Raw genomic sequence first — 24,038 nt, forward strand, 5'->3', positions numbered from 1 at the left:
GGCACCCTGCTGGGCGCGGTGTTCCGCTGGTGGGCCTACCGGAAGTGGGTGTTCCCGGCGGCCGGCGCCCACTCCTCCTCCAGCAGGAGCCGTTTGAGCACCTTGCCGGTCGGGGTGCGCGGCAGCTCGTCGACGAACACGACCTCCCGCGGGATCGCGAACCGCGCCACCCGGCGGCGCAGGTACGCGCGCACGATGTCCTCGTCGAGCCGGGCGCCCGGCCGCACAGTCACGAACGCCACCAGCCGCTGCCCGAACTCGTCGTCGGGCACGCCGACCACGGCCGCGTCGGCCACGCCGGGCAGCTCGGTGAGCGCCTCCTCCACCGGGCGCGGGAACACGTTCTCCCCACCGGAGACGATCATGTCGTCGTCCCGGCCCGCGACGAACAACCGGCCGTCGGCGTCGAGGTAGCCGCGGTCGCCGGTGTCCATCAGCTCGCGGCGGGTGGTCCGGCTGGTGCCGTCGGTGTAGCCGTCGAAGAGCAGGTCGTTGCCCACGAAGATGGCGCCGACCGTGCCGGGCGGCACCGGTTCGCCCGCCGGGCCGAGCACCGCCAGTCGCGTGCCGAGCGGCGGGTACCCCGCGGTTGCGGGGGCGGCACGCAGGTCGGCCGGGGTGGCGACGGAGGCCGCGGACACCTCGGTCGAGCCGTAGAAGTTGTAGAGCACGTCGCCGAAGGCGTCCTGGAACGCGGTGACGAGCGAGGCGGGCAGTGCCGACCCGCTGCTGGCCACGATCCGCAGGCTGCTGGTGTCGTACCGCGCTCGCACCTCCTCGGGCAGCGCCATGATGCGCTGCAGCATCACCGGAACGGCGAACATCGCGGTGCACCGCTGCTCCTGGATCGCCCGCAGGCACGCCTCCGGGTCGAACCGGCGCTGCATCACCAGCGTCGCGCGCAGCGGCATGCCGACCTGCAGCGCGGACAGGCCCCAGCTGTGGAACAGCGGCGCGGCCATCAGGATCCGCTCCCCCGCCCGCAACGGGATCCGCGACAGCAGCGCCACCGCGGCGCCGAGGCCCTTCGGCGTGGGGCGCCGCGCGCCCTTCGGCGTGCCGGTGGTGCCCGAGGTGAGGACGACGATCGGCGCCGGCCGCTCCGGCGGGGCGAACTCGGCGTCCGGGGTGTCGGCGATGACCTCGGTCAGCGTCGGCTGCCCCGGCGGGCCGTCGTCGGCTCCGGTGAGCAGCACCGCGGTGAGCGGCAGCCCGGCGACCAGCGGCGCGAACTCGCCGTCGGCCACCAGCACGCGCACGTCGTGCCGGTCCACCGCGTGGGCGACCTGCGGCCGGGCGAGGCCGGTGTTGAGCAGCACGGTGCTCGCGCCGAGCCGTCCGCACGCCAGCAACGTCTTCACCATCGCGCTGTGGTTGCGCGCCATGATCGCCACGGTGCCGCGCGGGCCGACGCCGACCGCCTGCAACGCGGCGGCGAGCCGGTTCGCTTCGGCGCTGAGCGCGGCGAACGTGGTGCGGGCGCCGTCCTCGTCGATCACCGCGACACCGCGGGGCGAGCGGGCGGCGGCCGCGGTGTAGCCGCCGGCGAGGGTGGCGCCCCACTGGACCAGCGCACGCAGCTGCCGGATCAGGCGGTCCGGCCGGGCCGGCGCCAGGATTCCCGCCGCGATCAGCGTGTTGGCGACCTGCCGGGTCGACGGGGCGCGGTCCGGCGGCCACGGTTCCGCGGTTCCCCGGAGGTGGCGGTCGATCCGTTCGAGACCGTCCTGCGCCCAGGACCGCACGTCGGCCGGCGCGGGCGCGCGGCCGGGGCTGGGCACGCCCGGGCGGAAGTAGATGACCTTGAGCCGGGTGCCCCGCGGATCCTCGAACAGGCGCACCGACAGGCAGCCGCCGGTGTCCGGCACCGTTTCCAGCACCAGCTGTTCCTCGCGGCGGCTCAGCAGCACCCGCATGTCGTGCTCGACCGGCCGCCCGCTCAACGTCAGCCGGATCCGGTAGCGCGGGTGGCGTCCGGTGGTGCCCGTCCGCTCGACCGACCCGACGCCCCGGAAGAAGCGGGGGTACAGTTCCGGCGAGCCGATAAGCGGCCAAAGCGCCGCCCGCGGCTGGTCGGAGAACAGGTCGAACGTGACGCAGTCGGGCATCCGCGGAAAGTAAGCCTGGCCCCCCTCCCGGTCAAGGCCGGCCACACGTCCTTGGCACTCCCGCGCGGGCCGGACAGCCGTTTTTTGTCATCTCCGTGAGCGCTTCCGCCGGCGACTGCCGAACATTGTCCGCGCCGTGCGGGTCGGACCGGCGCCGTCACATCGGCCGGTGACAACTTCCTTGGCCCGCAACGACTTTGTTCGCGCACATATTGCCAATGCCGACGCCGCGAAACTAGTTTACCCATCGGTAGCAACCAATTCCGATGACCACGGCGGCCGTTTCCTTGCTGTCGCGTGGTTTTCGTATCACTGCCGATACACCGGAGGATAGGTGTGCGAACTAGAACCAGAATGAGAAGGATGGTCGCGGCGGCCGCGTCGGCGACCGTCGCGACCGGCGCGGCGCTCACGGCCGTGCTAGCCGGAGCCGGGACCAGTGCGGCCGATCCGGTCTCGCTGACCCTGAACTACAGCTGCCCGTTCCCGCTGATCGGTACCCAGACCCTGCAGATCGTGATCAGCGCGGACATCCCGACGACCGTGAACGTGGGTGAGCCGACCCCGGCCTTCACGGTCACCGCCGTCGCGACCGTCCCGCCGACCGCGACGCAGGGCCTGACCCTCGTCGGGGCGGCCACGGTCGAGGGCTCCGCACAGGCGAGCTCGACCGTGACGGCGCCGGAGGCCACCATCCCGGTGACCGTGCCGGCGACGATCCCGGTGACCCCGGTGCCCGCGTCGGGCTCGTTCGACACGGTGGCCACCGGTGACGCGCCGTCCCTGACCTTCACCCAGGCCGGGCAGGCGACGATCACCGTCGGCGACATCCTGCTGACCCTGCACCCGAAGCGCGCCGACGGCACCGACACCGGGCTGGGCGTCTTCGACTCGCAGTGCACGCAGGTGGCCGGCCAGAACAACACGCTCGCCACCATCACGATCAACGGCGGCACGACGACCGAGCCGACCACCACCGAGCCGACGACGACGGAACCGACCACCACGGAACCCACCACCACCGAGCCCACGACGACAGAGCCCACGACCACCGAACCGACCACGACCGAGCCCACGACCACCGAGCCCAGCACCACCGAGCCGACGACCACCACCAGCAACCCGCCGACCGGGATCGACTACAGCTACGCGCTCGAAGGCGATTCGGTGGTCAAGAAGCTCAACGCCACGGTGCCGCTGTCCGGCGGTATCGACGCGAACCTCGACCTGGCGACCGGGAACTTCACGGCCGACCTGTCGCTGGAGCCGTCGAAGCTGAAGGCCACGCTGTTCCACTTCATCCCGATCACCGCGAAGGTGGCCTTCGAACAGGAGGGCAAGACGACCGGGACGCTGGCGGGCGGTGTGCTGAACTCCACCAGCCACACCACCATCAAGCTGCCCAGCGTGAAGGTCTTCGGCTTCCCGATCAGCAAGTCGCCGAAGTGCCAGAGCTCGGAGCCGTCGGAGATCAACCTCACCTCCGGCCCCGGGTTCGACCCGCTGGCGGGCGGCGACCTCAGCGGCACCTACGAGATCGCGCCGCTGGAGAACTGCGGTCCGCTGACCGGGCTGATCAGCCCGCTGGCGACCGGCCCCGGCAACACGATCGACGTCACCCTGTCCCCCAAGGAGTCCTGACCCGCTGACGGAAACGGGCGCGTCCTCTCCCCCGAGGGGACGCGCCCGCCGTGCGTTCACACGTTGGCGAAGTCGCACTTGGCCCAGGTACCCGCGCCGTGCGGGTTGCGGCAGAACCGGTAGGCGGTGCCGGAGGTGGACGAGACCTTGCCGAACGACGAGTACCCGCCGGCCGATCCATCCTTGACGTACACCACGTCGCCGTCGTACTCGACGCACGACGTCGTCGGGCGCGCGCGGCCGGGATCAAGGCCGGTACGGGGCTTCTGCGGCCGCGGTACGGTTGCCGCGGGCTCAGCGGAGCAGCGGCAGGACCTCCGCGCCGAGCCGTGTCACGTTGGTCAGCACTCGCTCCCGCGCGCCGGCGCCCTCGACGAACAGGATCGTGTGCGCGATGCCCGTCCGCTCCGCCGCCGCGGCCAGCCGGTCGGCGCACGCGCGGGGACTGCCGACCGGATGCAGCCGGCACAGCAGCTCCGTGTACTCCGCCGCGTCACGCGGGCGGTACGGTCGGCCGTCCACGGGCACGTACCCGGCCAGCCCCTCCCGCAGCCAGCCCGGCATCGACGCGCGCAGCTCGGCCTCCGCGGCCGCGCGGGAGTCGCTCACCTGCGCCAGCACCGCCGAGACGTGCGGCGCCGACGGGTCCTGTCCGGCCGCGGCCGCCACCTTTCCGTAGTGCGCCACCATCGCGGCCTTCTCCTCGTCGCCGATGTGCATCCCCAGCAGCATCGGCAGCCCGCGCGCGGCCGCCAGCTCCACCGTCTCCCGCGACGTGCACGCCACGGTCACCGGCGGCAGCGACACCGGCCGCGGCACCACCGGCACCTCGCGGAACGCGAAGAACTCGCCCGCGGCGCCCACCGCAGCCGAGGAAAGCGCTTGCACCAGCAGATCCAGGCCCTCGGCGAACCCCCGCTCGTACCGGTCCAGCCCGGTGCCGAAGACTTCGAGGTCCACCCACGGCCCGCCGCGCCCGACCCCGAGTCGGAACCGCCCGCCGGACACCCGGTCCAGCATCGCGGCCTGCTCGGCCAGCGCGACGGGGTGGGCGCTCGACAGCACGCTCACCGCCGTCCCCACCGTGATCCGCCGCGTCCGGCCCAGCACGTGCGCGGCGAACGTCACCGCCGACGGGCACACCCCGTAGGACATGAAGTGGTGCTCGGCGATCCACGCGTCGTCGAACCCGGCCGCCTCCGCCCGCTCGACCACGTCCAGCGACCGCGCGAGCGCCTCCCCGTCGTCCTGTCCCGGAAACCGCCCGGCGAGGACGAAAACCCCGAACCGCATGACGGCGAACCTAGCGGTCCCGCCAGAACCCGCAGTGGTGCGCCGCGGCGAAGTCCCCGGTCGTGTGAGGGCCGTCCGGGGCTAGCGTGCGCACCTGCTCGTGCGCCGGGTCGTAGCGCGGCCAGTCCGGGCCGGGCGCGCCGGTGCGCACGAACGACGCCCAGTCGGCGACCATCCGCGCCGACAACCGCCGCTGCTCGTCGTCGAACGACGCGCCGCCGCCGAACAGGTAGGACAGCTCCAGGCTGTGCGCGGCGCCGAGCGGGAACGGCGTGCGCGACAGGGTGTCCGGGACCGGGGCCCGCGAGTCACCGAACTCGTAGGCGTAGACCGGGCCGGTGCGGGACAGCGCTCCCGCCATGTCCCGCGCCGGGCACGCGAACGCGGCGTCGGTGAGCGCCGCCGCCAGCGCCCGCGGAGCCGAGCCGCCGTGCGCGGTGAGCGGGTACTCGGCGGCCACGGCCGCGGCGTCCGCCCCGAACACCCGCGTCAGCGCGGCCGGGTAGCCGTCGGCGGTGACCGTCTTCCCGGTCGCCGCGTACTGCTGCGCCAGGAACAGGGTGAACTCGTCCCGCGTCACGCCGACGAGCACCGGCACCCTGGCCGCGTCGCCGTCGCGCATCGCGTCGACCGGGTTGACGGGCAGCGCGCCGCCGCCGGTCACCGGGCCCGCGACCGGGACACCGGCGAGGTCGTAGTAGCGCGGCGGGGTGAGCAGCCGGGACGGCGGCAGGGCACGCAGGCACGCGGCGACGCTGGCCGGATCACTGCAGCCGAGCTTCGCCGCGTACTCGACGCTCGCCGCTTCCGCCGCCGCGGCCGGGGAATGCGCCTGGCACGGTCCGCTTTGGACGATCGCGGCGTGGAAGAGCCCGGCCGAGCCCGGCGAGACCAGGTGGTCGCACACCGACATCGCCCCCGCGGACTCGCCGGCGAGGGTGACCCGCGCCGGGTCGCCGCCGAACGCGGCGATGTTGTCCCGCACCCACCGCAGCGCCGCCTGCTGGTCGAGCAGGCCGAAGTTGCCGGTGCCGCCGTCGTGCGCGAGCGCCGGGTGCGCGAGCCAGCCGAGCGCGCCGAGCCGGTAGTTGACGGTGACGACCACCAGCCCGCGCGCGGCCAGGTCCCGCGCGTCGTAGGAGTCGCCGTTGCCACCGACGAACGCGCCGCCGTGGATCCAGACCAGCACCGGCAGCCGGCCGGGCTCACCCGCGGGGGTGGTCACGTTCAGGAACAGGCAGTCCTCGCTGCCCGCCTCACCCGGCTGGGGGCAGCGCGCGCCGGGCGCGGTGGCGTCCCGCACGCCCGTCCACACCGGACCGGGCGCGGGCGGCTGCCAGCGCGCCGCGGTGGCGTACGGGATGCCTTGGAACAGCCGGTGTCCGTCGGTCACCGTGCCGCGGACCTGTCCGGCGGCGAGGGACACGACGTCCGGCGGGGCGGGCGCGGGCGCCGCGCAGGCGGCCAGGACGACGGCGAGGAGCAGGAGCAGGCGCGTCACGGTCGGGTGGCCACCGGTTTCGTCGTCACCGGTGCAGCCTAGACGGTGCGGAACCGGCGATCGCATGTGGATTCGGCGCCGCCGGAAAATGTCTCACCGACCAATACCGCAATTCGGTTTTCACCCGGCAATGCCGGTCGTTTTACCCACGGTGCCCCATTGACCATTCACCCGCCATTAACCGGAGAACTCTCGGTGACCGTTCGGGAACAGCCCGCGGACCACCACAGAGGGGCCATTGCGACATTTGGCCGAACATCGTTCACCAGGTGTGACGCGCAGGGTTGACAAGGTCGCCCGGCTGCGGTTTTCTCCTGACACCGATCACCTGGGGAAGCCAATCACCGCGTTCCGCTTTCGCCGCGATCCCGCGCGGAACGGGGCATGGACACGAATCGGGCGGGCTGGGAGAAATGGATACTGCGGGCTCCGGCCCTGGGGCATGGCATCCGCGCGGCTGGAGCCTGCGCACGAAGATCTCGGTCGTGTTGCTGCTGCCGGTCGTGGTCGCGCTGGCGCTGGCCGGGGCGCGGGTGCGGGCCGAGCTCGCCGAGGCGAGCAAGCTCAGCGCGGTGCGCGACCAGCTGCCCGCGCTGCAGTCGACCCTGGACCTCACCGCGCTCGTCGAGGACGAGATGGTGCTGGCCGTCGCCTCGCCCGGCAGCAGCGAGCTGGGCAGGCAGATCTCCACCGTCGACGCGAAGACCGCCGCCGTGCAGAAGCAGGCCGAGTTCGCGGAGCTGCCCGCGGACACCGCGCGGACGCTGGACACCGCGGTCGGGCGGCTGGCCGGGCTGCGGATGGCAGGCGCCGCGACGGGTTCGGCCACGGTGGCGATGACCGCCGGCTACCACGACGTCGCGGTGGACCTGAGCCGGATCCTGCCGGAGTCCATCGCCGCCGCGGGCAGCTCCGCGATGGACACCACGGCGGCGACCGCGGGCGCGCTGATGCAGCTGCGCACCACCCGCGCGGTCGAGGAGGCGCTGATCCGCGCGTCGGTCACCGGCCCGGTCAACGACACCCTGCTGGCCGCCGCCGCCCGCGCGGCGGCCGAGGAGGGCGTGCTGGCGAGCCAGGTCGAGCGCGGCCTGCCGCAGGAGGTGATCGGGCGGTTCCGGTCCATCACGGGCAGCAACAGCAACCGCCAGGCCGTCCTGCTGGACGCGCTCACGACCGGCGACGGGAGCAGGCTGCCCGGCCTGCTCACCGCGCTGTCGACCGAATCGGCGGCGCTGTCCGACCTGCTGGCGGGACAGGTGCGCGACCTGGCGGCCACGGTCGGCGAGCGCACCAACGAGGCCCGCTCCAGCGCCCTGCGTGACACCGCGCTCGTGCTGGGCGCGCTGCTGGGGGCGCTGGCCATCGCGTTGCTCGTCGCACGCTCGCTGGTGACGCCGGTGCGCCGCCTGCACGCGGCCGCGCTGACCGCCGCGCGCCGCGAGCTGCCGGAGACGATCGAGAAGGTCCGGGCAGGCGAATCGGTGTCCTGGGAGTCGATCGAGCCGGTCCCGGTGGACGGGGACGAGGAGATCGGGCAGCTGGCGCAGGCCTTCGGCGACATGCACCGGCAGGCCGTGCGCCTGGCCGCCGACCAGGCCGAGCTGCGCCGCCAGGTCAGCGAGATGTTCATGACGCTGGCCCGCCGCAACCAGTCGCTGGTCGAGCAGCAGCTCACCCTCATCGAGGACCTGGAAGCCGACGAGCGCAACCCGCAGCGCCTGGAGGAGCTGTTCCGCCTCGACCACATGGCGACGCGGCTGCGCCGCAACGGCGAGAACCTCCAGGTCCTCGCGGGCGGCAGCCCGGCGCGGCGGGACCACGGCCCGGTCTCCACCGCCGAGCTGCTGCGCGCCGCGACCTCCGAGGTGAAGGACTACCGGCGGGTCACCATCGTCAACGCCCCCAACGGCGCGCTGCGCTCGCACGCCGCCAGCGACGTCGTGCACATCCTCGCCGAGCTGCTGGAGAACGCGATCCGGTTCTCCCCGCCCGAGCACAAGGTGCTGCTCACCGCCGACCGCGGCGCCGACGGCGGGCTGCTCGTCGAGGTGGTCGACAGCGGACTGGGCATGCAGCCGGACGACCTGGCCTCGGCCAACCAGCGGCTGGCCTCCGGCGACACGGTCAGCCCGGAGACCACCCGGCGGATGGGCCTGTTCGTGGTGGGGCGGCTGGCCGCCCCGCTCGGGGTCACGGTGCGCCTGCGGCCGACGCACCCGGGCGCGAAGCACGGCGGCATCACGGCCAGCGTGCACGTCCCGGGCGCACTGGTCCTCGCCGACGGCCTCGCCGCGCCCGACCCGGCGCCCGTGCGCCGCGAGCCGGTGCCCGCGCAGGCCCGCCCCGTCGCCACGCCGGTGCGCACCCCGATCTTCGACGGAGTGGTGTCCGGGTGGTTCGCCGAGCAGCCGGGGCCGGACTTCAGCAGCCCGGCAGACGAGAGCTGGCGCGCCGCGGAGATCGCGACCGAGCAGCCGGTCGCGGCTCAGGTCACCAGCGCCGGGCTGCCGACGCGCCGTCCCGGTGCGCAGCTCGCGCCAGGCGCGGCCATGCCGCGGCAGGCCGCGGCACCCGATCCGGCCGGTTTCCGCGACCCGAACGCGGTCCGGAACAACCTGGCCAGGCACTACAACGGAATGCGCGCCGCTCGCGCCCGCACGGGGAACGGGAACGGGCAGGCACCACAGGGGAAGGCGGAACCACGATGACCGAAGAGCACGGCCCGGGCTGGCTCGTGTCGGCGTTCACCCAGGAGGTGGCCGGGGTCGCGCACGCCGCGCTGGTGTCCGCGGACGGCCTGCTGGTGGCGGCGAACGAGAGCCTGCCCAAGGACCGGGCGGACCAGCTCTCGGCGATCGCGTCCGGGCTCGCGAGCCTCGCCGTCGGCACGGCGGAGCTGTTCACCGCGGGCCGCGTCGTGCAGTCGGTGATCGAGATGGAGGACGGGTTCCTGCTGCTGATGAGCGTCGGGGACGGGTCGAACCTCGTCGTGCTCGCGAGCCCGGGTTGCGACATCGGGCTGGTCGGGTACGAGATGACGCTCCTGGTCGACCGCGTCGGCCGCATGGTCGAGACGCCGGCGCGCCAAGTCGCGTACCGGGCAAGGCCGTGAGTGAGCCCGACAGCTTCGGGGACCGCAGGCCGAACTCCCGCTCGCCGTCCCTGGCTCGCCCGTACGCCTGGACCGAGGGCCGCACGCAGCCCGCGGTCGAGCTGGCCATCGAAGCGCTGGTCCAGACCACGACCGAAGGCCAGACCCTGCCCTACAACCGCGCGAGCGCGCCGTCGGTGGTGACGCAGCTGTGCCTGCGGCCCCGCTCGGTCGCCGAGATCGCGGCGCACCTGAACATCCCGCTCGGTGTGGCGAAGGTGATCGTGAGCGACCTGCTCGGCGCCGGGCTGGTGACCGTGCGGGACACCCTCGGCGACAACGCCACGTGGGACGAACGCCACGACCTCCTGGAAAGGGTCCTGAGTGGACTACGCACGCTCTGAGACGCTGAACCGCATCACCTCGGCCAAGATCGTGGTGGCCGGCGGGTTCGGTGTCGGCAAGACGACGTTCTTCGGGTCGATCTCGGAGATCATCCCGCTGCGGACGGAAGCGGCGATGACCGAGGCGTCGGTCGGCGTCGACGAGGTCGGCGCGATCCCCGGCAAGGCGGCGACGACGGTGGCCATGGACTTCGGCCGCATCACGCTCGCGCACGACCTGGTGCTGTACCTGTTCGGCACGCCGGGCCAGCACCGGTTCTGGTTCATGTGGGACGACCTGGTGCGCGGCGCGATCGGCGCGGTGGTGCTGGTGGACACGCGGCGCCTGGCGGACTGCTTCCCCGCGATCGACTTCTTCGAGACCCGCCGCCTGCCGTTCGTGGTGGCGCTCAACCAGTTCCCCGGCGCGCGGCGGCACTCGGTCGACGCGGTGCGGGAAGCGCTTTCCGTCGCGCCCGAGGTCCCGGTCATCACCTGCGACGCCCGGTCCGCCGACTCGACGAAGCAGACCCTGATCACCACCAGCGAGCACGCGATGGCGCAGATGCGGGCCCGGCTGCGCCGCCGGTAGACGAGGAGCTTGGCGATGGATCACGTTCACCACTTCGAAATGGGCGCCTGGGTGATGGTGCTGGCGTATTTGACGTCGGTGGCGGGCTGCGCGCTCGGCCTGGCCTGCACGCTGCAGGCCCGCACCGCGGTCAGCCCGCGGGCGCGCATCGCGTGGCTGGTGCTGGCCGCCGTGTCGATCGGCGGTGTCGGCATCTGGGTCATGCACTTCGTCGCGATGCTCGGGTTCGCCACGCCCGGGATGCCGGTGCGCTACGACATCCCGCGCACGATCCTGTCCGCGGTGCTCGCCGTCGTGTCGGTGTTCGCCGGGCTGCTGGTCTTCGGGGTGCGGGAGCGGTTCCGGTGGTGGCGGCTGCTCGCGGCCGGGCTGATCACCGGGCTCGCGGTGAACCTCATGCACTACACCGGCATGTGGGCGGTGCAGATCAAGGGCACCATCGGCTACCAGGGCGGCCTGGTCGCGCTGTCGATCGTGATCGCGGTGGTCGCGGCGACGGCGGCGCTGTGGTTCACCGCCGCGCTGGACAAGCTGCAGTGGCGGCTGCTCGCCGGTCTCGTCATGGGCGCGGCGGTCACCGGCATGCACTACACCGGCATGGCGGCGGTCCGGGTGCGCCTCGACGTCAGCGCGCCCGACCCGTCCGGCGCCGAGGTGTTCTCGTTCCTGTTCCCGGTGTTCGTGCTGGCCGCGATCGCGCTGGCGGTGCCGGTCTGCGCCGTGCTGATGGCGCAGGCGCCGCCGGAGCCTGCCGGGGAGGACGTCACCCCGGACGAGCAGCCGCTCCCTGCCGGTGCCGCTGCGGGCTCACCCCGTGAGCTCGTTTGAACGCGGCGCTGAGCGCGAACGGGCTGGAGTAGCCGACGCGGCGGGCGACGGCAGCGAGGGTGGTGTCCGGGTCCCGCAGCAGGTCCGCGGCGAGCGCGAGCCGCCAGCCGGTGAGATAGGCCATCGGCGGTTCGCCGACCAGTTCGGTGAACCGGCGGGCCAGCGCGGCGCGGGACACGCCGGTGGCGGCGGCGAGCGTGGCGACGGTCCACGGGTGTTCCGGGCGGTGCTGCAGCAGGCGCAGCGCCCGGCCGACGACCGGATCGGCGTAGGCGCGGTACCACGGGCCGGATTCGGGGCCGGCGAACCACTTCCGCAGCACGTCGATGAGCAGCAGGTCGAGCAACCGGTCGAGGACGGCCTCCTGGCCCGGCTCGTCACGCGAGATCTCGGCGCCGAGCAGGGTCATCACCGGTGAGTCCGGCACGGCCACGACGACCAGGACGGGCAGCGCGCCGAGCAGGCGGCGGCTGACCTCGCCGCGGAGCTGGTAGGTGCCGACGAGCAGCGTGGTCGGGCCGTGCGGGTCGTTGCCCCAGGTGCGCAGGCCGAGGCCGGTCATCACGACCTCCTGCCCGGCCGGGGTGGTGCAGACCTGCTCGGGGCCGACGACGACCTGCGGCGTGGTGTCCGGGTGGTCGCAGAAGGTGTAGGGGTCGGGGCCGCGCAGCACCGCCACGTCACCGGCGGTGAGCTTGCGCGTGGAGCCGTCGTCGAAGCACACCCACGCGCTGCCGCGCAGGACGGCGACGAGCGTCAGCGGCGCCTCGTCCTGGATCCGCATCGACCACGGCGGCGCCAGCTGGGCGCGGAGGAGGAAGGCGCCGCGGGCGCGGGGCCCGTCCAGGAGGCCTGCCAGCTCGTCCACGGGCCCAGCGTAGACGAACGCGCATGCGGACGAGCGCGCTCAGCATGGTCCGCCCGTCTGCCGGCCGGGTTTCCTTGGGGCATGACGAATTTCCTGGTGATCGGCGGAACGGGCAAGACGGGACGACGGGTCGCGGACCGGTTGCGGGCGCGCGGCGAGCAGGTGCGGATCGCGGCGCGGTCCACCGGCTTCGACTGGGACGAGCCGGGCACGTGGGAACCGGCGCTGAAGGACGTCACGACGGCGTACGTGACCTACGCGCCGGACGCCGGTTTCCCCGACGCGGCGCCGAAGATCGGCGCGCTGGCCCGCCAGGCCGGCGAGCAGGGCGTGCGGCGGTTGGTGCTGCTGACCGGCCGCGGCGAGGACGGCGCGCGGCGCAGCGAGGAGGCGATCCAGGATGCGGGTCCGGAGTGGACGGTCGTGCGGGCGAGCTTCTTCGCGCAGAACTTCAGCGAGGACTTCCTCGCCGAGTCGGTGGTGGCCGGCGAGTTCGCGTTCCCGGCGGGGGAGGTGTCGGAGCCGTTCATCGACGCCGACGACATCGCGGACGTGGCGACGAAGGCGCTCACCGAGGACGGGCACGCGGGGCTGGTGCACGAGATCACCGGGCCGAGGCTGCTCACGTTCGCCGAGGCCGCCGCGGAGATCTCGGCGGCGCTCGGCCGTGCGGTGCGGTACGTGCCGGTGAGCGCCGCGGAGTTCGCGGCCGGCCTCGTCGCGGCCGGTGTGGAGCCGGAGTTCGCGGGGCCGTTGAGCGAGCTGCTGGCCGAGGTGCTGGACGGCCGCAACGAATCCGTGACCGACGGCGTGCAGCAAGTGCTGGGCCGTCCGCCCCGCGACTTCGCGGACTTCGCCCGGACGGCGCACTGGGGCTGACCCCCGGGATGATTCGGGGGTTTCCACCGATGCGCGCGGCCGCGGGCACGGGCATCGTGGTGGCATGACGACGACAACGATGCGACTGACGAGGTCCCGCGACAACCGGGTGATCGCCGGGGTGTGCGCCGGCCTGGCCCACCGCCTCGGCTGGAAACCCCGCACGATGCGCCTGCTGTTCGTGCTGTCCTGCCTGCTCCCCGGCCCGCAGTTCCTGATCTACCTGGGTCTGTGGATCTTCATTCCGAACGAGAGGCGCTGACCCGCATCACCCGATCGGGTTTGAAATTCACGGAGGGGGCTACTCCTTCGCATGGCCAGAACGGGAATCTACCGTGGACGCGGCACCGCCGTGCGAGTGGTCACCGGGATCGGGGCGCTGTTCGCGCTCGTCGAGGCGATCTACATCGTCCTGGTCCTGGCGGGCGCCAACACGGCGAACGCCTTCTACCGTTTCATCGATTCGATCGCCCAGCCGCTGGCGCTGTTCTTCCCCGGGCTCTTCCCCATCGCGAACGGGCAGCTCAACGTGCTGGTCAACTACGGTCTGGCGGCGGTCTTCTGGCTCGTCGTCACCGGCCTCATCGCCCGTCTGCTCCGCTGACGGCGCGTCGTCCTCGTCGGGCTCCTCCGGTGGAGGGGCCTGGCGGCGGGCGACCACGATGAGCACCACGATGATCGCGATGGGCCCGACGATGATCAGGGTCTCGTCCCACCCGCCCTGGTGGGCCAGGATCATCCGCTCACGCATTCACGCTCCCGAGACCAGTGCGATGCCGACCGCGGTGTAGCAGACCATCACGGCGAGCATGGGGTACTGCCCCACCTTCGCATAACCGTCCCGCAGCACGCCGAGCGCGCGGTCGTGCGCCGAGGCGACCGCGAGGACGTGCCCGGCCACGATCCCGGCTATCTGGGTGAACGCGATCGCCGCCGGGGAGACCACCGTGTAGTCCACGCCGCCGCCGAACCCGCGCTGCCCCTCGAACACGGCGAACGAGAAGTAGTGCGCGACGGTGTACCCGGCCATGATCGGCACCAGCGACGGCGCGAAGGCGTCGTAGGGGCCGGTGACCGAACGCCGCAGGTACGGCCGGGTCAGGCGGATCGCGCCGGCGTAGGCCAGCGCGGTGAGCCCGATCGACGCCGCGAGCCCCGCGGTGCCGAGGAGGACGCGGTCGCCGTCGCGGGTCAGATCGCCCCAGACCGGCAGCCGGGTCAGCCCGTCGAACGCCGTGGAGCCCAGCACGACCAGCACGAACGGGGTCAGGCCGCGCTCGCGTTCGAGCGTGCGCAGGCCGTCCAGCGGGTTGCGCAGCACCAGGCGGCCGTCCGCGCGGCGGCCCCACGGCGACAGCGCGGCGATCAGCACCGAGTAGACCTCGAACCCGTCGCCGCGGTCGAACCAGCGCGGCCCGAACACCGCACCCGCGACGACGTGCACCCCCGCGTAGGCGGTGACGAACACCGCGATCGCCCGCGGCGAATCGGAGTGCGGGTACACCAGTTCCAGCCACAGGAAGGCGACCAGGCCCGCGACGGCCGGGACGAACCCCCAGCGCGGCAAGGGCAGACGGCCGGGGAAGATCGCGGTGAGTGTCCGCAGTGGATTGACCAGCCGCCAGACCGGTCCGCACAGCACGGAAAGAGGCACGAGCCCGACCCAGAACCACACGTAGAACCAGGCGCCCGCCGGGTTCTTCGCCGAGTCGTCCGCGCCGGTCCAGGCGAACACCAGGAACACCGCGAACAGCGCCAGCCCGAGCAGGCGCAGCGCGATCCGCGTGGCGCGAGCGTCGGCGATCCGCTCGAGCGCCCGCGGCCACGCGCGCCCGGCTTCCGCGCCACGCAGCTTCGGCCGCTTCCACAGCGCGGTGAGCGCGAAGAACGACACCAGCACCGCGGCCGCGCCGGCGTAAAGCGCGAGCCACAGCGGGACCGGCAGGTCGGAGCGCCCGCCGAGACCGTGGGCGAGGATCACGCCGTGACCCGGAGCTCGGTGAGCGCGGCCCCGCTGTGGTGCAGCTCGACCTCGAACACCCCGGGGACGTCCGCGGTGAACGTGACGGAGGCGGGCTGCCCGGCCACCACGTCCGCCTTGCGGTCGTAGCCGTGCACGTGCAGCTCGTCAGGGGCGTCGGTGGTGACCTGGATGGTCACGGTCCGGCCCGCCGCGACCTCGACCCGGTCCGGCCCGGCCGTCCGCTTCCCGCCGGTCACGGTGAACACCGCCACCTCCGGCGCGGCGTCCGGCTGCTGCTGCGGCGCCGTGCTCCCGCACCCGGTGGTCACCAGCAACGTCGCCAGCACCGCCACGACGAACCTGCGCATTCCCCGTCCTTCCTCCGCCCGGCTTGCCCGTTGCGTCCGGGAGCCCGTAAAGTATGTGACCAACGGTAACAGTTACTTCGGGTAGCACGCATGCCCGGCTTCATCGAGGAAGGTCCACCGTGCTCGTCGCCCAGGAGTCCAGCCCGCCGGCGGGCGGGGCCGCGCTCGGCCAGATCGTCATCGCGGGCCTGATGTTCTTCGTGATCTTCCTGCCGCTCGCCGTGTTCGTCATCCGGGAGCGCGCCGGGCGCACCACGCTGGTCGGCAGGCTGGCGGACTGGTCGGCCGGGCTGAGCGGGCTTCCCCGGTGGGCCGCGCTGCCGATGTTCGTCGCGTTCCTGTCCGGGATGGCCGCGTTGATCGGCGTGTACTGGGACGTGCCGATCCACATGGAACTCGGCCGCGACGAGGGGCCGCTGGCCAACCCGTCGCACTACCCGATCTACTTCGGACTGATGGGCATCTTCGCCAGCGGGGTGCTCAGCGCCGCGCTGGCGAAGGGGAAGCTGCCGGTGCGCACGTTCCCGATCGGGCCGCACTGGCGCGCGCCGATGGGCAGCATCCAGATGATGGCGACCGGCCTGGTCGGCATCGCCGGGTTCCCGCTGGACGACGTGTGGCACCGGCTGTTCGGCCAGGACGTCACCGAGTGGGGGCCGACGCACGTGCTGATGATCGGCGGCGGGGTCGGTGTGGTGATCGGCCTGCAGCTGCTGCTCGGCGAGGCGCGGCAGGTCGGCGCGACCGGGCCGGTGGTGCGCCTGCTCGGGCCGCTGCTCGCGGGCGCCTGGCTGATGGGCGCGTCGGCGTTCCTGATGGAGTTCGACCTCGGGGTGCCGCAGTTCCCGATGCTCGCCCAGGTGGTGCTGGTCGGGCTGATCGGCAGCTGGACGCTGGTCTACGGGCGCCTGGCCGGCGGGCCGGGCGGGGCGCTGCTCGTGGTGGCCGTGGTGCTGGTGACCAGGGCGGTGTTCGCGGTGCTGCCGCTGGTCAACGACCTGCACGTGGCACTGCTGCTGCCGTACGCCGCCGAGGCCGTGGTGATCGAGGTGGTGGCGGTCCTGCTGCGCGGGCGGCAGGGGTACGCGTTCGCCGTGGTGGCCGGGCTGGCCAGCGGGGTGTTCGGGATGTTCGGCGAGTGGGCGTTCTCGCAGTGGCTGATGCCGGACCCGTGGCCACTGTCCCACATGGACACCTTCGTGCTGTGGGGCGCGGCGGCGTCGGTGGCCGGCGCGCTGATCGGGGTGTGGCAGTACCAGCGGGTCGAGGCGGTGGCCGCGCGGCGCCCGTCGGACCCGGCGCCGTCGGGCGAGCCCGCGGTGCGGTTCCGGACGCGGCACCTGGGCGGGCTCGTCGGCGCGCTGCTGGCGGTCGGCTTGTCGGCGGCGGTGATCCCGCCCGCCGATCCGCCCGCGGGCCTGGTGGCGAACATCCAGCTCACCGACACCGCGGAGAGCCTGCCGATCTCGAACCCGCACGGCGGCGGGCAGCCGAGGTGGGTGACCGCGACGGTGACGATCAACCGGGCGGACCTGGTGTCGGATCCGGTGTGGCTCAACGGTTTCTCGTGGCAGGGCGGGGACTTCTACAGCGCGCCGCTGGAGCGGACGGCGGAGGGCACGTACCGCACGACGCAGCCGCTGCCGGTGTTCGGGCAGTGGAAGACCGGAATCCGCGTGCACTACGGCTCGCGGGTGATGGCGCTGGCGCCGATCTACGCGCCCGCCGACCCGGCCGCGAACGCCGCGGAGATCTCCGCGACGTCCGGGCCGCGCCCCTTCATGTCGGAGATCGAGTTCCTGCAGCGCGAACGCAAGACGGACACGCCGCTGGTGCTGTGGACCGTGGCGTACGTGGTGGTGGGCCTGGTGTTCGGCGGCATGTGGGTCCTGTTCGCGTGGCTGTACACCGCCGCGGCGGGCGGCGCGCCGTCCCCCACGCGGCGGGTGCGGGTCAGCAGCTGACCCCGGGGCGGCCGGTGCCTTCCGGGGGCGCACCGGCCGCCTCGCACTCCCCGGGCCGCACACCCCTGGGGCCACGGCGCGCAGCCACGCCGCACCTCCGCCCACCACCGGGCACAGCCGCCCGCCGCCACGCCACCACTGCCCAATCGCACGGCAGCATCCAGCTACCCCACCTCCACCCAGCACCGCACCGGCCGTCTCCTCGAGCAGCACGAGCCGCCACCTGCGCAAGGCCACCGCCACCCAAACCGAGCCGCACCTCCACCCGTGAGGGGTGCCTGCAGCCACCAGCCACCCCTCCTACTACCCCACCTCCGCCAGCCGCCGCGTCAGGAAGCGCCGCTCCGCATCCGTCGTGACCAGCCGCAGCGCCTCCCGGTACTCCGCCGCCGCCTCGGCACGCCGGCCCAGGCGACGGAGAAACTCCGCACGCGTGGCCGGCAGCAGGTGATACCCCGGCAGGTCCACATCGGACAGCAGTCGCAACCCCTCCGCCGGCCCCTCGGCCATCCCCACCGCCACGGCCCGGTTCAGCTTCACCACCGGCGACCGGGTCATCGCCGCCAGCTCGCCGTACAGCGCGGCGATCTGCGGCCAGTCCGTGTCCTCGGCCCGCGCCGCCTTGCCGTGGCACGCCGCGATCGCCGCCTGCACCTGGTACGGCCCGGGCGCCCCGCGCCGCAGGGCGCCCTCCAGCAGCGCCACCCCCTCGGCGATCTGGGCGTGGTCCCACCGGTCGCGGTCCTGGTCGGTCAGCAGCACCAGGTCCCCGCGCTCGTCCACCCGCGCGTCCCGCCGCGAGTCCTGCAGCAGCAGGAGCGCGAGCAGCCCGGTGGCCTCCGGCTCGTCCGGCATCAGCTCGTGCAGCACGCGCGCCAGCCGGATCGCCTCCGCGGAGAGCTCGCGGCGCAGCAGGTCCGCACCCGCCGTCGCCGAGTAGCCCTCGTTGAACAGCAGGTACAGGACCGCCAGCACCGCAGGCGTCCGCTCGGGCAGCAGATGCGCCGGCGGCACCCGGTACGGGATGCCGGCGTGCCGGATCTTCTGCTTCGCCCGCACCAGCCGTTTCCGCAACGCGGGCTCGGCGACCAGCAGCGCCCGTGCGATCTCGGCCGGCGTCAGCCCCGCGAGCGTGCGCAGGGTCAGTGCCACCTGCGCGTCCAAGGACAGCGCGGGGTGGCAGCAGGTGAACATCAGGCGCAACCGGTCGTCGGGCACGCCGCTGTCGTCTTCGAACGGTTCGGGTTCGGGCATCGCCGCGACCTCCCGCAGCTTGGCCGCCCCCACCGCGTCCCGGCGCAGCCGGTCGAGAGCGCGGTTGCGGGCGGCGGTGGTGAGCCAGGCCCCGGGCCGGCGCGGCACGCCGTCCCGGGCCCACGCCCCGACTGCCTGGGTGAACGCGTCCTGCGCGCACTCCTCGGCGAGGTCCCAGTCGCCGGTGAGCCGGATCAGGGTCGCGACCACCTGCCCCCACTCGTCGCGAAACGCGCGGACGAGGGCGGTGTGGACGTCGGTCATGGCTGCCAGATCGGGCGGACCTCGATCGACCCGTAAGTGGCGGCCGGGTGCTTCGACGCGATCTCGACCGCCTCGTCCAGGTCGGCGCACTCGATGAGGCAGAACCCGCCGACCTGCTCACGCGTCTCGGCGAACGGACCGTCGGACAGCAACACCTCGTCCGACCGCACCCGCACCGTGGTCGCCTCGTGCGGCGGCCGCAGCCCGGCCCCGCCACGCAGGACGCCCCGCCCGGCCATCTCCTCGCTCCAGCCGCCGCAGCCGTCCTCGGCGTGCTCGGCGGCCTCGGGGCCCCCGCAGATCAACAGCATGTACTGCATCGCAGTCCTCCTCGCCGGTCCTGTTCTCACCACACCGACGAACGGGACCCGCGATCAGGGACGCGCGGCGGCGAGGAATTCCCGGATCAGCCCATGGTCCTTCGTGCCGCGGGTGGACTCCACCCCGCTGGAGACGTCGACGCCCCACGGCCGCACGGTCTCGATCGCCTCCCCCACGTTGCCCGGCCGCAGTCCGCCCGCCAGCAGCCACCGCCCGGTCTGGCCGCGCAGCGCCGACCAGCCCCACTGCTCACCCGACCCGGCCCGCGGCGAGTCGAGGATGAGCATCTCCTCGCCGAACGCGCCGACCTCGACTCGCTCACCAGCGGTGGAGGTGGCACGCACCAGCCGCACCCCCAGGCCGGCGAGCTCGGCGAAGTCGCCGGCCGTGTAGCCGTCGCCGTGCAGCTGGACCGCGCCCAGCCCGGTCTTGACAGCGATGTCCCGGACGTCGGCGACCGGCATCCCCAGGAACACCCCCACGCTGAGGACCTCCGGGGGCACGGCGGCCACCAGGCGGGTGGCCTCCTCCACGGTCACCTGCCGAGGGCTCGGCGTCAGGACGAACCCGACGGCGTCGGCCCCGGCGGTCACCGCGCAGTCGACGTCGGCCTCGGTGCGCAGGCCGCAGATCTTCACGAACACCCCCACCAGGGTAGGCGCCGCGGAAGTCTAAACTGCGGCGATGTCCTTGATCGGTACCCGGTTGCGCAGCCTGGCCAGGCGATACGCGGTCTCGCGGCGGACGCACGAGGACCTCCTCGCCCGGTGCGCCGCGGCGGAGGCCGAGCGGGATCAGCTCGCCGCCACCTACCGCACCTGGGTGCCGCCGGGGCACTTCTACTCGCCGCAGCCGGACCCCGCGCAGGTCCTCGCCCGCGCCGGCGCGCTGTTCGACACCGCCGCCGATCCCGCCGGCCTCGACCTGCGCGAGGACGACCAGCTCGCGCTGCTGCCCGTCCTCACCGAGCTGCTGAAGGAGCACCCGTTCCCCGAGCACCGGTCGCCGGAGTACCGCTACTTCTTCGGCAACCCGGAGTACTCCTGGTCGGACGCGCTGGTCCTGCACGGCATGCTGCGTCACCTGCGCCCGCGGCGGCTGATCGAGATCGGATCCGGCTACTCGTCGGCGATGACGCTGGACACCGTCGAGCACTGGCTGGACGGCGCGGTCGAGCTGACATTCGTCGAACCCCACCCGGAGCTGCTGCGGTCGCTGCTGCGCCCGGGCGACGAACAGCGGGTGACCGTCCGTGAGCAGCCGGTGCAGGACGTGCCGCTGGAGACGTTCCTCGCCCTGGAGGCCGGTGACGTGCTGTTCATCGACTCCACCCACGTGGTCAAGGCGGGCTCCGACGTCAACCACCTCTTCTTCGAGGTGCTGCCCCGCCTAGCCGACGGGGTGTGGATCCACGTGCACGACGTGTTCTTCCCGTTCGAATACCCGCTGGAGTGGGTGACCGAGGGCCGCGCCTGGCAGGAGGTCTACCTGCTGCGCGCGTTCCTGGCCTACAACCCGCGCTTCGAGGTCCGCTGGTTCCAGCAGTACCTGTGGGCGCGGCACCGCGAGCTGCTGACGGCGGCCGTCCCGGACATGGCGCGCAACCCGGGCGGGAACATCTGGCTGCGGAAGGCGCCCGATTACGGCTCCACGGCCACGGGTACTCGCGACGCATGACCGAGAGCCGCGCGGATCCGCTGGTCCGCCTCGACTACGTCGCGGCCGCGCTGGAGGACCTGCGCGGTCAGGCGGCCACCCAGCCGCTGGAGGAGGTCGCGCGGGGCATCGCCGAGAGCGCCGTGGCGACGCTGCCGGACGCCGACTCCGCGACGATCACCGCGATCGCCGAGGACGGTCACCTGTACACCCTGGCGGCCACGGACGAGGGAATCGTCGGGATCGACGAGTGCCAGTACAAGACGCGCCGCGGCCCGTGCGTCGAGGCGGCGACCCAGCGGCACCCGGTGCGCGCGATCGTCGGCGAGCACGAGCAGGAGTGGCCGGAGTTCACCGCCTCGGCGAAAGCGGCCGGTATCAACACGTACCTGTCGGTGCCGGTGCTGCTGCCGGGCGAGCCGGGTGGCGAGGACGAGGTCGTGGGCGGGCTGGACTTGTACAGCTTCACCGCCCAGGCCTTCGACGACTACGACGAGCAGGTGATGCGCCTGTTCACCACGGCGGCGTGCGAGGCGTTCACGAACGCCCGCCGCTGGGCCGCGACGCAACGCAAGATCGCCCAGCTGGAGACGGCGCTGACCTCGCGGGCCGAGATCGACCAGGCGAAGGGCGTGCTGATGGCGATACACGGGTGCAGCGCGGACGAGGCGTTCGCCCGGCTGGTCGAGGAGTCCCAGCGGACGAACACGAAGCTGGCCGCGGTGGCGAGGAAGCTGCTCGAATCGCTGCGCCGCTGAGGTAGCGCGCAGGCGAACGGCCGGCGGCGCGGAAGCGGCGCGCTGAGGCGGCGGCCACAGCGCCGAGTCGGCGGGTCGGCGGCGGGCCGGTGGCACGGAGGCGGTGGCGCTGAGGGGGCGGCCACAGCGCCGAGCCAGCGAGTCGGCGGTGCTGAGGGGCGGCGCAGACGCGGCGACCGGCGGCGCAGACGCGGCGACCGGCGGCGCTGGGGGGCGGGCCGGCAGCGGGCAGCGGCGCAGAGGCGGTGGCACAGACGCGGCAGGCCGGTGGCACAGAAGTGGCGGCGCTCATGCGGCGGGCCCAGCAATGCAGCAGCGGCGGCCCGGCACCTCTTGGGCGGCGCTCAGGCGGTCGGCCCGCGGCGCAGAAGCGGCGGCTCAGTAGCGCCCAGGCGGCCGGCCTGGCAGCGCAGAGGCGGCGAGCCAGGAGCGCAGAGGCGGCCAGGCGGCAGCGCAGAAGCGGCGGCCCGGCAGCCCGCAGGCGGCACAGAGGCGGCCGGGCGCGCCACGGCGTTCCCGTGACGCGCCCGGCCGTACGGTCAGCCGATGGGCAGCTTGCCGGTCAGCTGCCGCAGCGGGTTGCCGCCGGTGAGCGGGGACAGGGCGCTCTGCTTGCCCGTGACGGGCTCGAGCACGCCGGGGGTGCCGGCCTTGCCCGCGAGGCCGTTGAGCGTCATGCCGACGGCCTTGAGCTGCGGAGCGGAGACCCCGCCCGCGGAGGCGGCGCCCGCCCCGGCCAGAACCGCCGAGGCAGCCGCGAGACCGATGACACCAGCACGAAGTGTGCGCGACACTGAGTTTCCCCTTCATCGGAAAATGATTCTTCGAACGAGACGAGAAACCTAGCCATTCAAGGCTCGCAACGCACTCTTCCCACCACTCGTCCGAGTGGTCCTGACGCGAATTACCTTCGACCGTGGCTACACGGTTTGCGGAATCACTATGAGCCGCGGCAGAAATCATTGCCCGACACCACGCGGGCGCCCGCCCGCTGTCGCGGGCACCGGTCTTCAGCAGCAGCCGCGCCACTCCGCGATCTCGCTACCCAAGCAGCGCCCTGACGACAAGCGGGCCAAGCCGCGCCGCAGCACCCGCAGCCGCGCCACCACGGCACAACCCCCGCCAAGCCGCGCCGCAGCACCCGCAGCCGCGCCACTCCGCAACCTCACCGCCCCACCACGGCACAACCCCCGGCCAAACCGCGCCACAGCACCGCAGCCGCGCCACCACCCCACCACGGCACAAAGCCGCGCCTCAGCGGCCGTAGTCGTGGCGCTCCGTGATCTCGCCGTCCTTGCGGCGCACCACGTGAGTGACCCCGCGCTTGCGGGCCAGTTCCCGGCCCTCGGCCTGGGCCTCGGCCTTCGTGTCGCCTGTGCTGGAGGCCCGGCTGTTGCCGACCACCTGGTTCTTCCACCGCCCGTCCGCGTAGAAGGTCTCCACGTCGCCCTCGGCGAGCTCCGTCGGGCCCGCCGAGCCGTCCGCGGCGTAGGTGGCGTAGAGCGCGGGGTCGGGTTTCGGTGCGCTGCCGGGACCGCCGAGGGGCTTGGGCTCCATCAGGTACTCGATCCGGTCAGCCCACGCGCCCTTGTTGCCGTCGGGGCCGTCGGAGAGGTGCCAGATGGTGTTGTTGTGCGTCTGGTCCTCTTCGTCAAGCAGCGCGCTGGGCGCGATGTCCGCTTCGAGGCCGTCCGCCTGGAGCTCTTCGATGGCGCGCAACCACTGCTTCTGGTGCACGGTGTCCCGGGCCAGGTTGAACTTCAGCATCTCCTTCACGCCCGGGTCGTCGGTCATGTTGTACAACCGGGCTGTCTGCAACCGCCCCTGCGCCTCGGCCGCCGCGTTGGCCCGGAAATCCGCCAGCAGGTTCCCCGAAGCCACGATGTACTTGCCGTCCCACGGCGTGCCATTCGCATCCGCGGGAACCGCCCCGCCACCCGACACAATCGCCTGCTGCGGATCCATCCCGCCCAGCACCGCCGCCATCACCGGGTCCTTGGCCGCCTCCGCCGTCGCGGTCGCCGGCGCGCCCTCCAGCAACCGGGCGACCATCGTGGCCAGCATCTCCACGTGACCGATCTCCTCGGTCGCCGTGTCCATGATCAGGTCCTTGTACTTGCCCTCGACGCGGCAGTTCCAGCCCTGGAACAGGTACTGCATCGTCACGGTCATCTCGCCGTAGGCCCCGCCGATCAGCTCCTGCAGCTTGCGCGCGAAATACGGGTCCGGACGCTCCGGCTTCGCCTCGAACTGCAGGAACTTGGTGTGTCGGAACACGGGTCCTCCCTCGCCGATGACGATGA

24 protein-coding genes and 1 pseudogene are annotated in these 24,038 nt (G+C 73.1%); 12 read left to right on the forward strand and 13 right to left on the reverse strand.

The window, feature by feature from the left end; genetic code table 11:
• Nucleotides 1-35: 35 nt before the first annotated feature.
• Complete coding sequence (locus ABZ193_RS17840) at nucleotides 36-2,108, reverse strand: AMP-binding protein (RefSeq protein ID WP_354710664.1); 2,073 nt, start codon at nucleotides 2,106-2,108, stop codon at nucleotides 36-38.
• 363 nt (nucleotides 2,109-2,471) lie between these two features.
• Here ABZ193_RS17840 and ABZ193_RS17845 point away from each other — a divergent pair, with 363 nt between their 5' ends.
• Nucleotides 2,472-3,749 carry a DUF6801 domain-containing protein gene (locus tag ABZ193_RS17845; RefSeq protein ID WP_354710665.1) on the forward strand — a complete coding sequence of 426 codons (1,278 nt, stop codon included), beginning with the start codon at nucleotides 2,472-2,474 and terminating at the stop codon, nucleotides 3,747-3,749.
• A gap of 56 nt (nucleotides 3,750-3,805) precedes the next feature.
• On the opposite strand, the gene ABZ193_RS17850 is transcribed toward ABZ193_RS17845, so the two are convergent.
• The 3 genes from ABZ193_RS17850 to ABZ193_RS17860 all read right to left on the reverse strand — a co-directional run bounded on the left by ABZ193_RS17850 (nucleotide 3,806) and on the right by ABZ193_RS17860 (nucleotide 6,543).
• Nucleotides 3,806-3,946 carry a hypothetical protein gene (locus ABZ193_RS17850; RefSeq protein WP_354710667.1) on the reverse strand — a complete coding sequence of 47 codons (141 nt, stop codon included), beginning with the start codon at nucleotides 3,944-3,946 and terminating at the stop codon, nucleotides 3,806-3,808.
• 97 nt (nucleotides 3,947-4,043) lie between these two features.
• Nucleotides 4,044-5,042, reverse strand: a complete 999-nt coding sequence (locus ABZ193_RS17855) for an LLM class flavin-dependent oxidoreductase (RefSeq protein ID WP_354710668.1) — start codon at nucleotides 5,040-5,042, stop codon at nucleotides 4,044-4,046.
• A 10-nt stretch (nucleotides 5,043-5,052) separates the two neighbouring features.
• Nucleotides 5,053-6,543: a carboxylesterase family protein gene (locus tag ABZ193_RS17860; RefSeq protein WP_354710669.1), complete on the reverse strand. Its 1,491-nt coding sequence runs from the start codon at nucleotides 6,541-6,543 to the stop codon at nucleotides 5,053-5,055.
• Nucleotides 6,544-7,028: 485 nt separating this feature from the next.
• On the opposite strand from ABZ193_RS17860, the gene ABZ193_RS17865 reads away from it, so the two are divergent.
• The 5 genes from ABZ193_RS17865 to ABZ193_RS17885 are packed head-to-tail and all read left to right on the forward strand — an operon-like array spanning nucleotide 7,029 to nucleotide 11,440.
• Nucleotides 7,029-9,254: an ATP-binding protein gene (locus ABZ193_RS17865; protein WP_354710670.1), complete on the forward strand. Its 2,226-nt coding sequence runs from the start codon at nucleotides 7,029-7,031 to the stop codon at nucleotides 9,252-9,254.
• A complete protein-coding gene (locus ABZ193_RS17870; protein ID WP_017983289.1) occupies nucleotides 9,251-9,658 on the forward strand; it encodes a roadblock/LC7 domain-containing protein in 408 nt (135 codons plus the stop codon). Before ABZ193_RS17865 ends, ABZ193_RS17870 begins: the two co-directional genes overlap by 4 nt.
• On the forward strand, nucleotides 9,655-10,041 hold the full coding sequence (locus ABZ193_RS17875; RefSeq protein ID WP_017983290.1) for a DUF742 domain-containing protein: 387 nt from the start codon (nucleotides 9,655-9,657) through the stop codon (nucleotides 10,039-10,041). The genes ABZ193_RS17870 and ABZ193_RS17875 overlap by 4 nt, the downstream gene beginning before the upstream one ends.
• Entirely contained in the window at nucleotides 10,022-10,612 is a 591-nt protein-coding gene (locus tag ABZ193_RS17880) for an ATP/GTP-binding protein (RefSeq protein ID WP_354710671.1), read from the forward strand. The genes ABZ193_RS17875 and ABZ193_RS17880 overlap by 20 nt, the downstream gene beginning before the upstream one ends.
• 15 nt (nucleotides 10,613-10,627) lie before the next feature.
• Nucleotides 10,628-11,440 carry an MHYT domain-containing protein gene (locus tag ABZ193_RS17885; protein WP_354710672.1) on the forward strand — a complete coding sequence of 271 codons (813 nt, stop codon included), beginning with the start codon at nucleotides 10,628-10,630 and terminating at the stop codon, nucleotides 11,438-11,440.
• Here ABZ193_RS17885 and ABZ193_RS17890 read toward each other — a convergent pair.
• Nucleotides 11,376-12,308: an AraC family transcriptional regulator gene (locus ABZ193_RS17890; protein ID WP_354710674.1), complete on the reverse strand. Its 933-nt coding sequence runs from the start codon at nucleotides 12,306-12,308 to the stop codon at nucleotides 11,376-11,378. The genes ABZ193_RS17885 and ABZ193_RS17890 overlap by 65 nt on opposite strands.
• Nucleotides 12,309-12,389: 81 nt before the next feature.
• On the opposite strand from ABZ193_RS17890, the gene ABZ193_RS17895 reads away from it, so the two are divergent.
• The 3 genes from ABZ193_RS17895 (at nucleotide 12,390) to ABZ193_RS17905 (ending at nucleotide 13,791) form a co-directional block, all read left to right on the forward strand.
• Nucleotides 12,390-13,187, forward strand: coding sequence for an NmrA family transcriptional regulator (locus ABZ193_RS17895; RefSeq protein WP_354710676.1), 798 nt, complete (start codon nucleotides 12,390-12,392; stop codon nucleotides 13,185-13,187).
• Between the two features lie 64 nt (nucleotides 13,188-13,251).
• Nucleotides 13,252-13,449, forward strand: coding sequence for a PspC domain-containing protein (locus ABZ193_RS17900; RefSeq protein ID WP_027936553.1), 198 nt, complete (start codon nucleotides 13,252-13,254; stop codon nucleotides 13,447-13,449).
• A gap of 51 nt (nucleotides 13,450-13,500) precedes the next feature.
• Nucleotides 13,501-13,791, forward strand: coding sequence for a hypothetical protein (locus ABZ193_RS17905; RefSeq protein WP_193354413.1), 291 nt, complete (start codon nucleotides 13,501-13,503; stop codon nucleotides 13,789-13,791).
• A gap of 147 nt (nucleotides 13,792-13,938) precedes the next feature.
• Here the strand turns inward: ABZ193_RS17905 and ABZ193_RS17910 are convergent, their stop codons facing one another.
• Both ABZ193_RS17910 and ABZ193_RS17915 read right to left on the reverse strand, forming a co-directional pair.
• Nucleotides 13,939-15,168, reverse strand: a complete 1,230-nt coding sequence (locus ABZ193_RS17910) for a hypothetical protein (protein ID WP_354710677.1) — start codon at nucleotides 15,166-15,168, stop codon at nucleotides 13,939-13,941.
• Entirely contained in the window at nucleotides 15,165-15,518 is a 354-nt protein-coding gene (locus ABZ193_RS17915; RefSeq protein ID WP_020422590.1) for a hypothetical protein, read from the reverse strand. The genes ABZ193_RS17910 and ABZ193_RS17915 overlap by 4 nt, the downstream gene beginning before the upstream one ends.
• 119 nt (nucleotides 15,519-15,637) lie before the next feature.
• On the opposite strand from ABZ193_RS17915, the gene ABZ193_RS17920 reads away from it, so the two are divergent.
• Nucleotides 15,638-17,482 carry a hypothetical protein gene (locus ABZ193_RS17920; RefSeq protein WP_354710678.1) on the forward strand — a complete coding sequence of 615 codons (1,845 nt, stop codon included), beginning with the start codon at nucleotides 15,638-15,640 and terminating at the stop codon, nucleotides 17,480-17,482.
• Between the two features lie 303 nt (nucleotides 17,483-17,785).
• Here the strand turns inward: ABZ193_RS17920 and ABZ193_RS17925 are convergent, their stop codons facing one another.
• The 3 genes from ABZ193_RS17925 to ABZ193_RS17935 are packed head-to-tail and all read right to left on the reverse strand — an operon-like array spanning nucleotide 17,786 to nucleotide 19,965.
• Complete coding sequence (locus tag ABZ193_RS17925; protein ID WP_354710680.1) at nucleotides 17,786-19,000, reverse strand: sigma-70 family RNA polymerase sigma factor; 1,215 nt, start codon at nucleotides 18,998-19,000, stop codon at nucleotides 17,786-17,788.
• Entirely contained in the window at nucleotides 18,997-19,320 is a 324-nt protein-coding gene (locus ABZ193_RS17930; protein WP_237339616.1) for a YciI family protein, read from the reverse strand. The genes ABZ193_RS17925 and ABZ193_RS17930 overlap by 4 nt, the downstream gene beginning before the upstream one ends.
• A 54-nt stretch (nucleotides 19,321-19,374) precedes the next feature.
• Nucleotides 19,375-19,965, reverse strand: a complete 591-nt coding sequence (locus tag ABZ193_RS17935) for a phosphoribosylanthranilate isomerase (RefSeq protein ID WP_020422594.1) — start codon at nucleotides 19,963-19,965, stop codon at nucleotides 19,375-19,377.
• A 40-nt stretch (nucleotides 19,966-20,005) separates the two neighbouring features.
• Between ABZ193_RS17935 and ABZ193_RS17940 the strand changes: the two genes are divergently transcribed.
• On the forward strand, nucleotides 20,006-20,998 hold the full coding sequence (locus tag ABZ193_RS17940; RefSeq protein WP_354710681.1) for a class I SAM-dependent methyltransferase: 993 nt from the start codon (nucleotides 20,006-20,008) through the stop codon (nucleotides 20,996-20,998).
• Entirely contained in the window at nucleotides 20,995-21,735 is a 741-nt protein-coding gene (locus ABZ193_RS17945) for a GAF and ANTAR domain-containing protein (RefSeq protein WP_237339613.1), read from the forward strand. Before ABZ193_RS17940 ends, ABZ193_RS17945 begins: the two co-directional genes overlap by 4 nt.
• A 539-nt stretch (nucleotides 21,736-22,274) precedes the next feature.
• Here ABZ193_RS17945 and ABZ193_RS17950 read toward each other — a convergent pair.
• The 3 genes and pseudogenes from ABZ193_RS17950 to ABZ193_RS17960 form a co-directional block, all read right to left on the reverse strand.
• A complete protein-coding gene (locus ABZ193_RS17950; RefSeq protein WP_020422927.1) occupies nucleotides 22,275-22,529 on the reverse strand; it encodes a hypothetical protein in 255 nt (84 codons plus the stop codon).
• Nucleotides 22,530-22,989: 460 nt separating this feature from the next.
• The gene (locus tag ABZ193_RS17955; protein WP_235716312.1) at nucleotides 22,990-23,178 is read right to left on the reverse strand and encodes a DUF2188 domain-containing protein; all 189 of its coding nucleotides are present in this window, start codon (nucleotides 23,176-23,178) and stop codon (nucleotides 22,990-22,992) included.
• 42 nt (nucleotides 23,179-23,220) lie between these two features.
• Nucleotides 23,221-24,012, reverse strand: a pseudogene (locus ABZ193_RS17960) (manganese catalase family protein); the annotation flags it as partial.
• Nucleotides 24,013-24,038: the final 26 nt, after the last annotated feature.

The organism is Amycolatopsis sp. NPDC006125 (assembly GCF_040614195.1).
GTDB lineage: Bacteria > Actinomycetota > Actinomycetes > Mycobacteriales > Pseudonocardiaceae > Amycolatopsis_E > Amycolatopsis_E tucumanensis.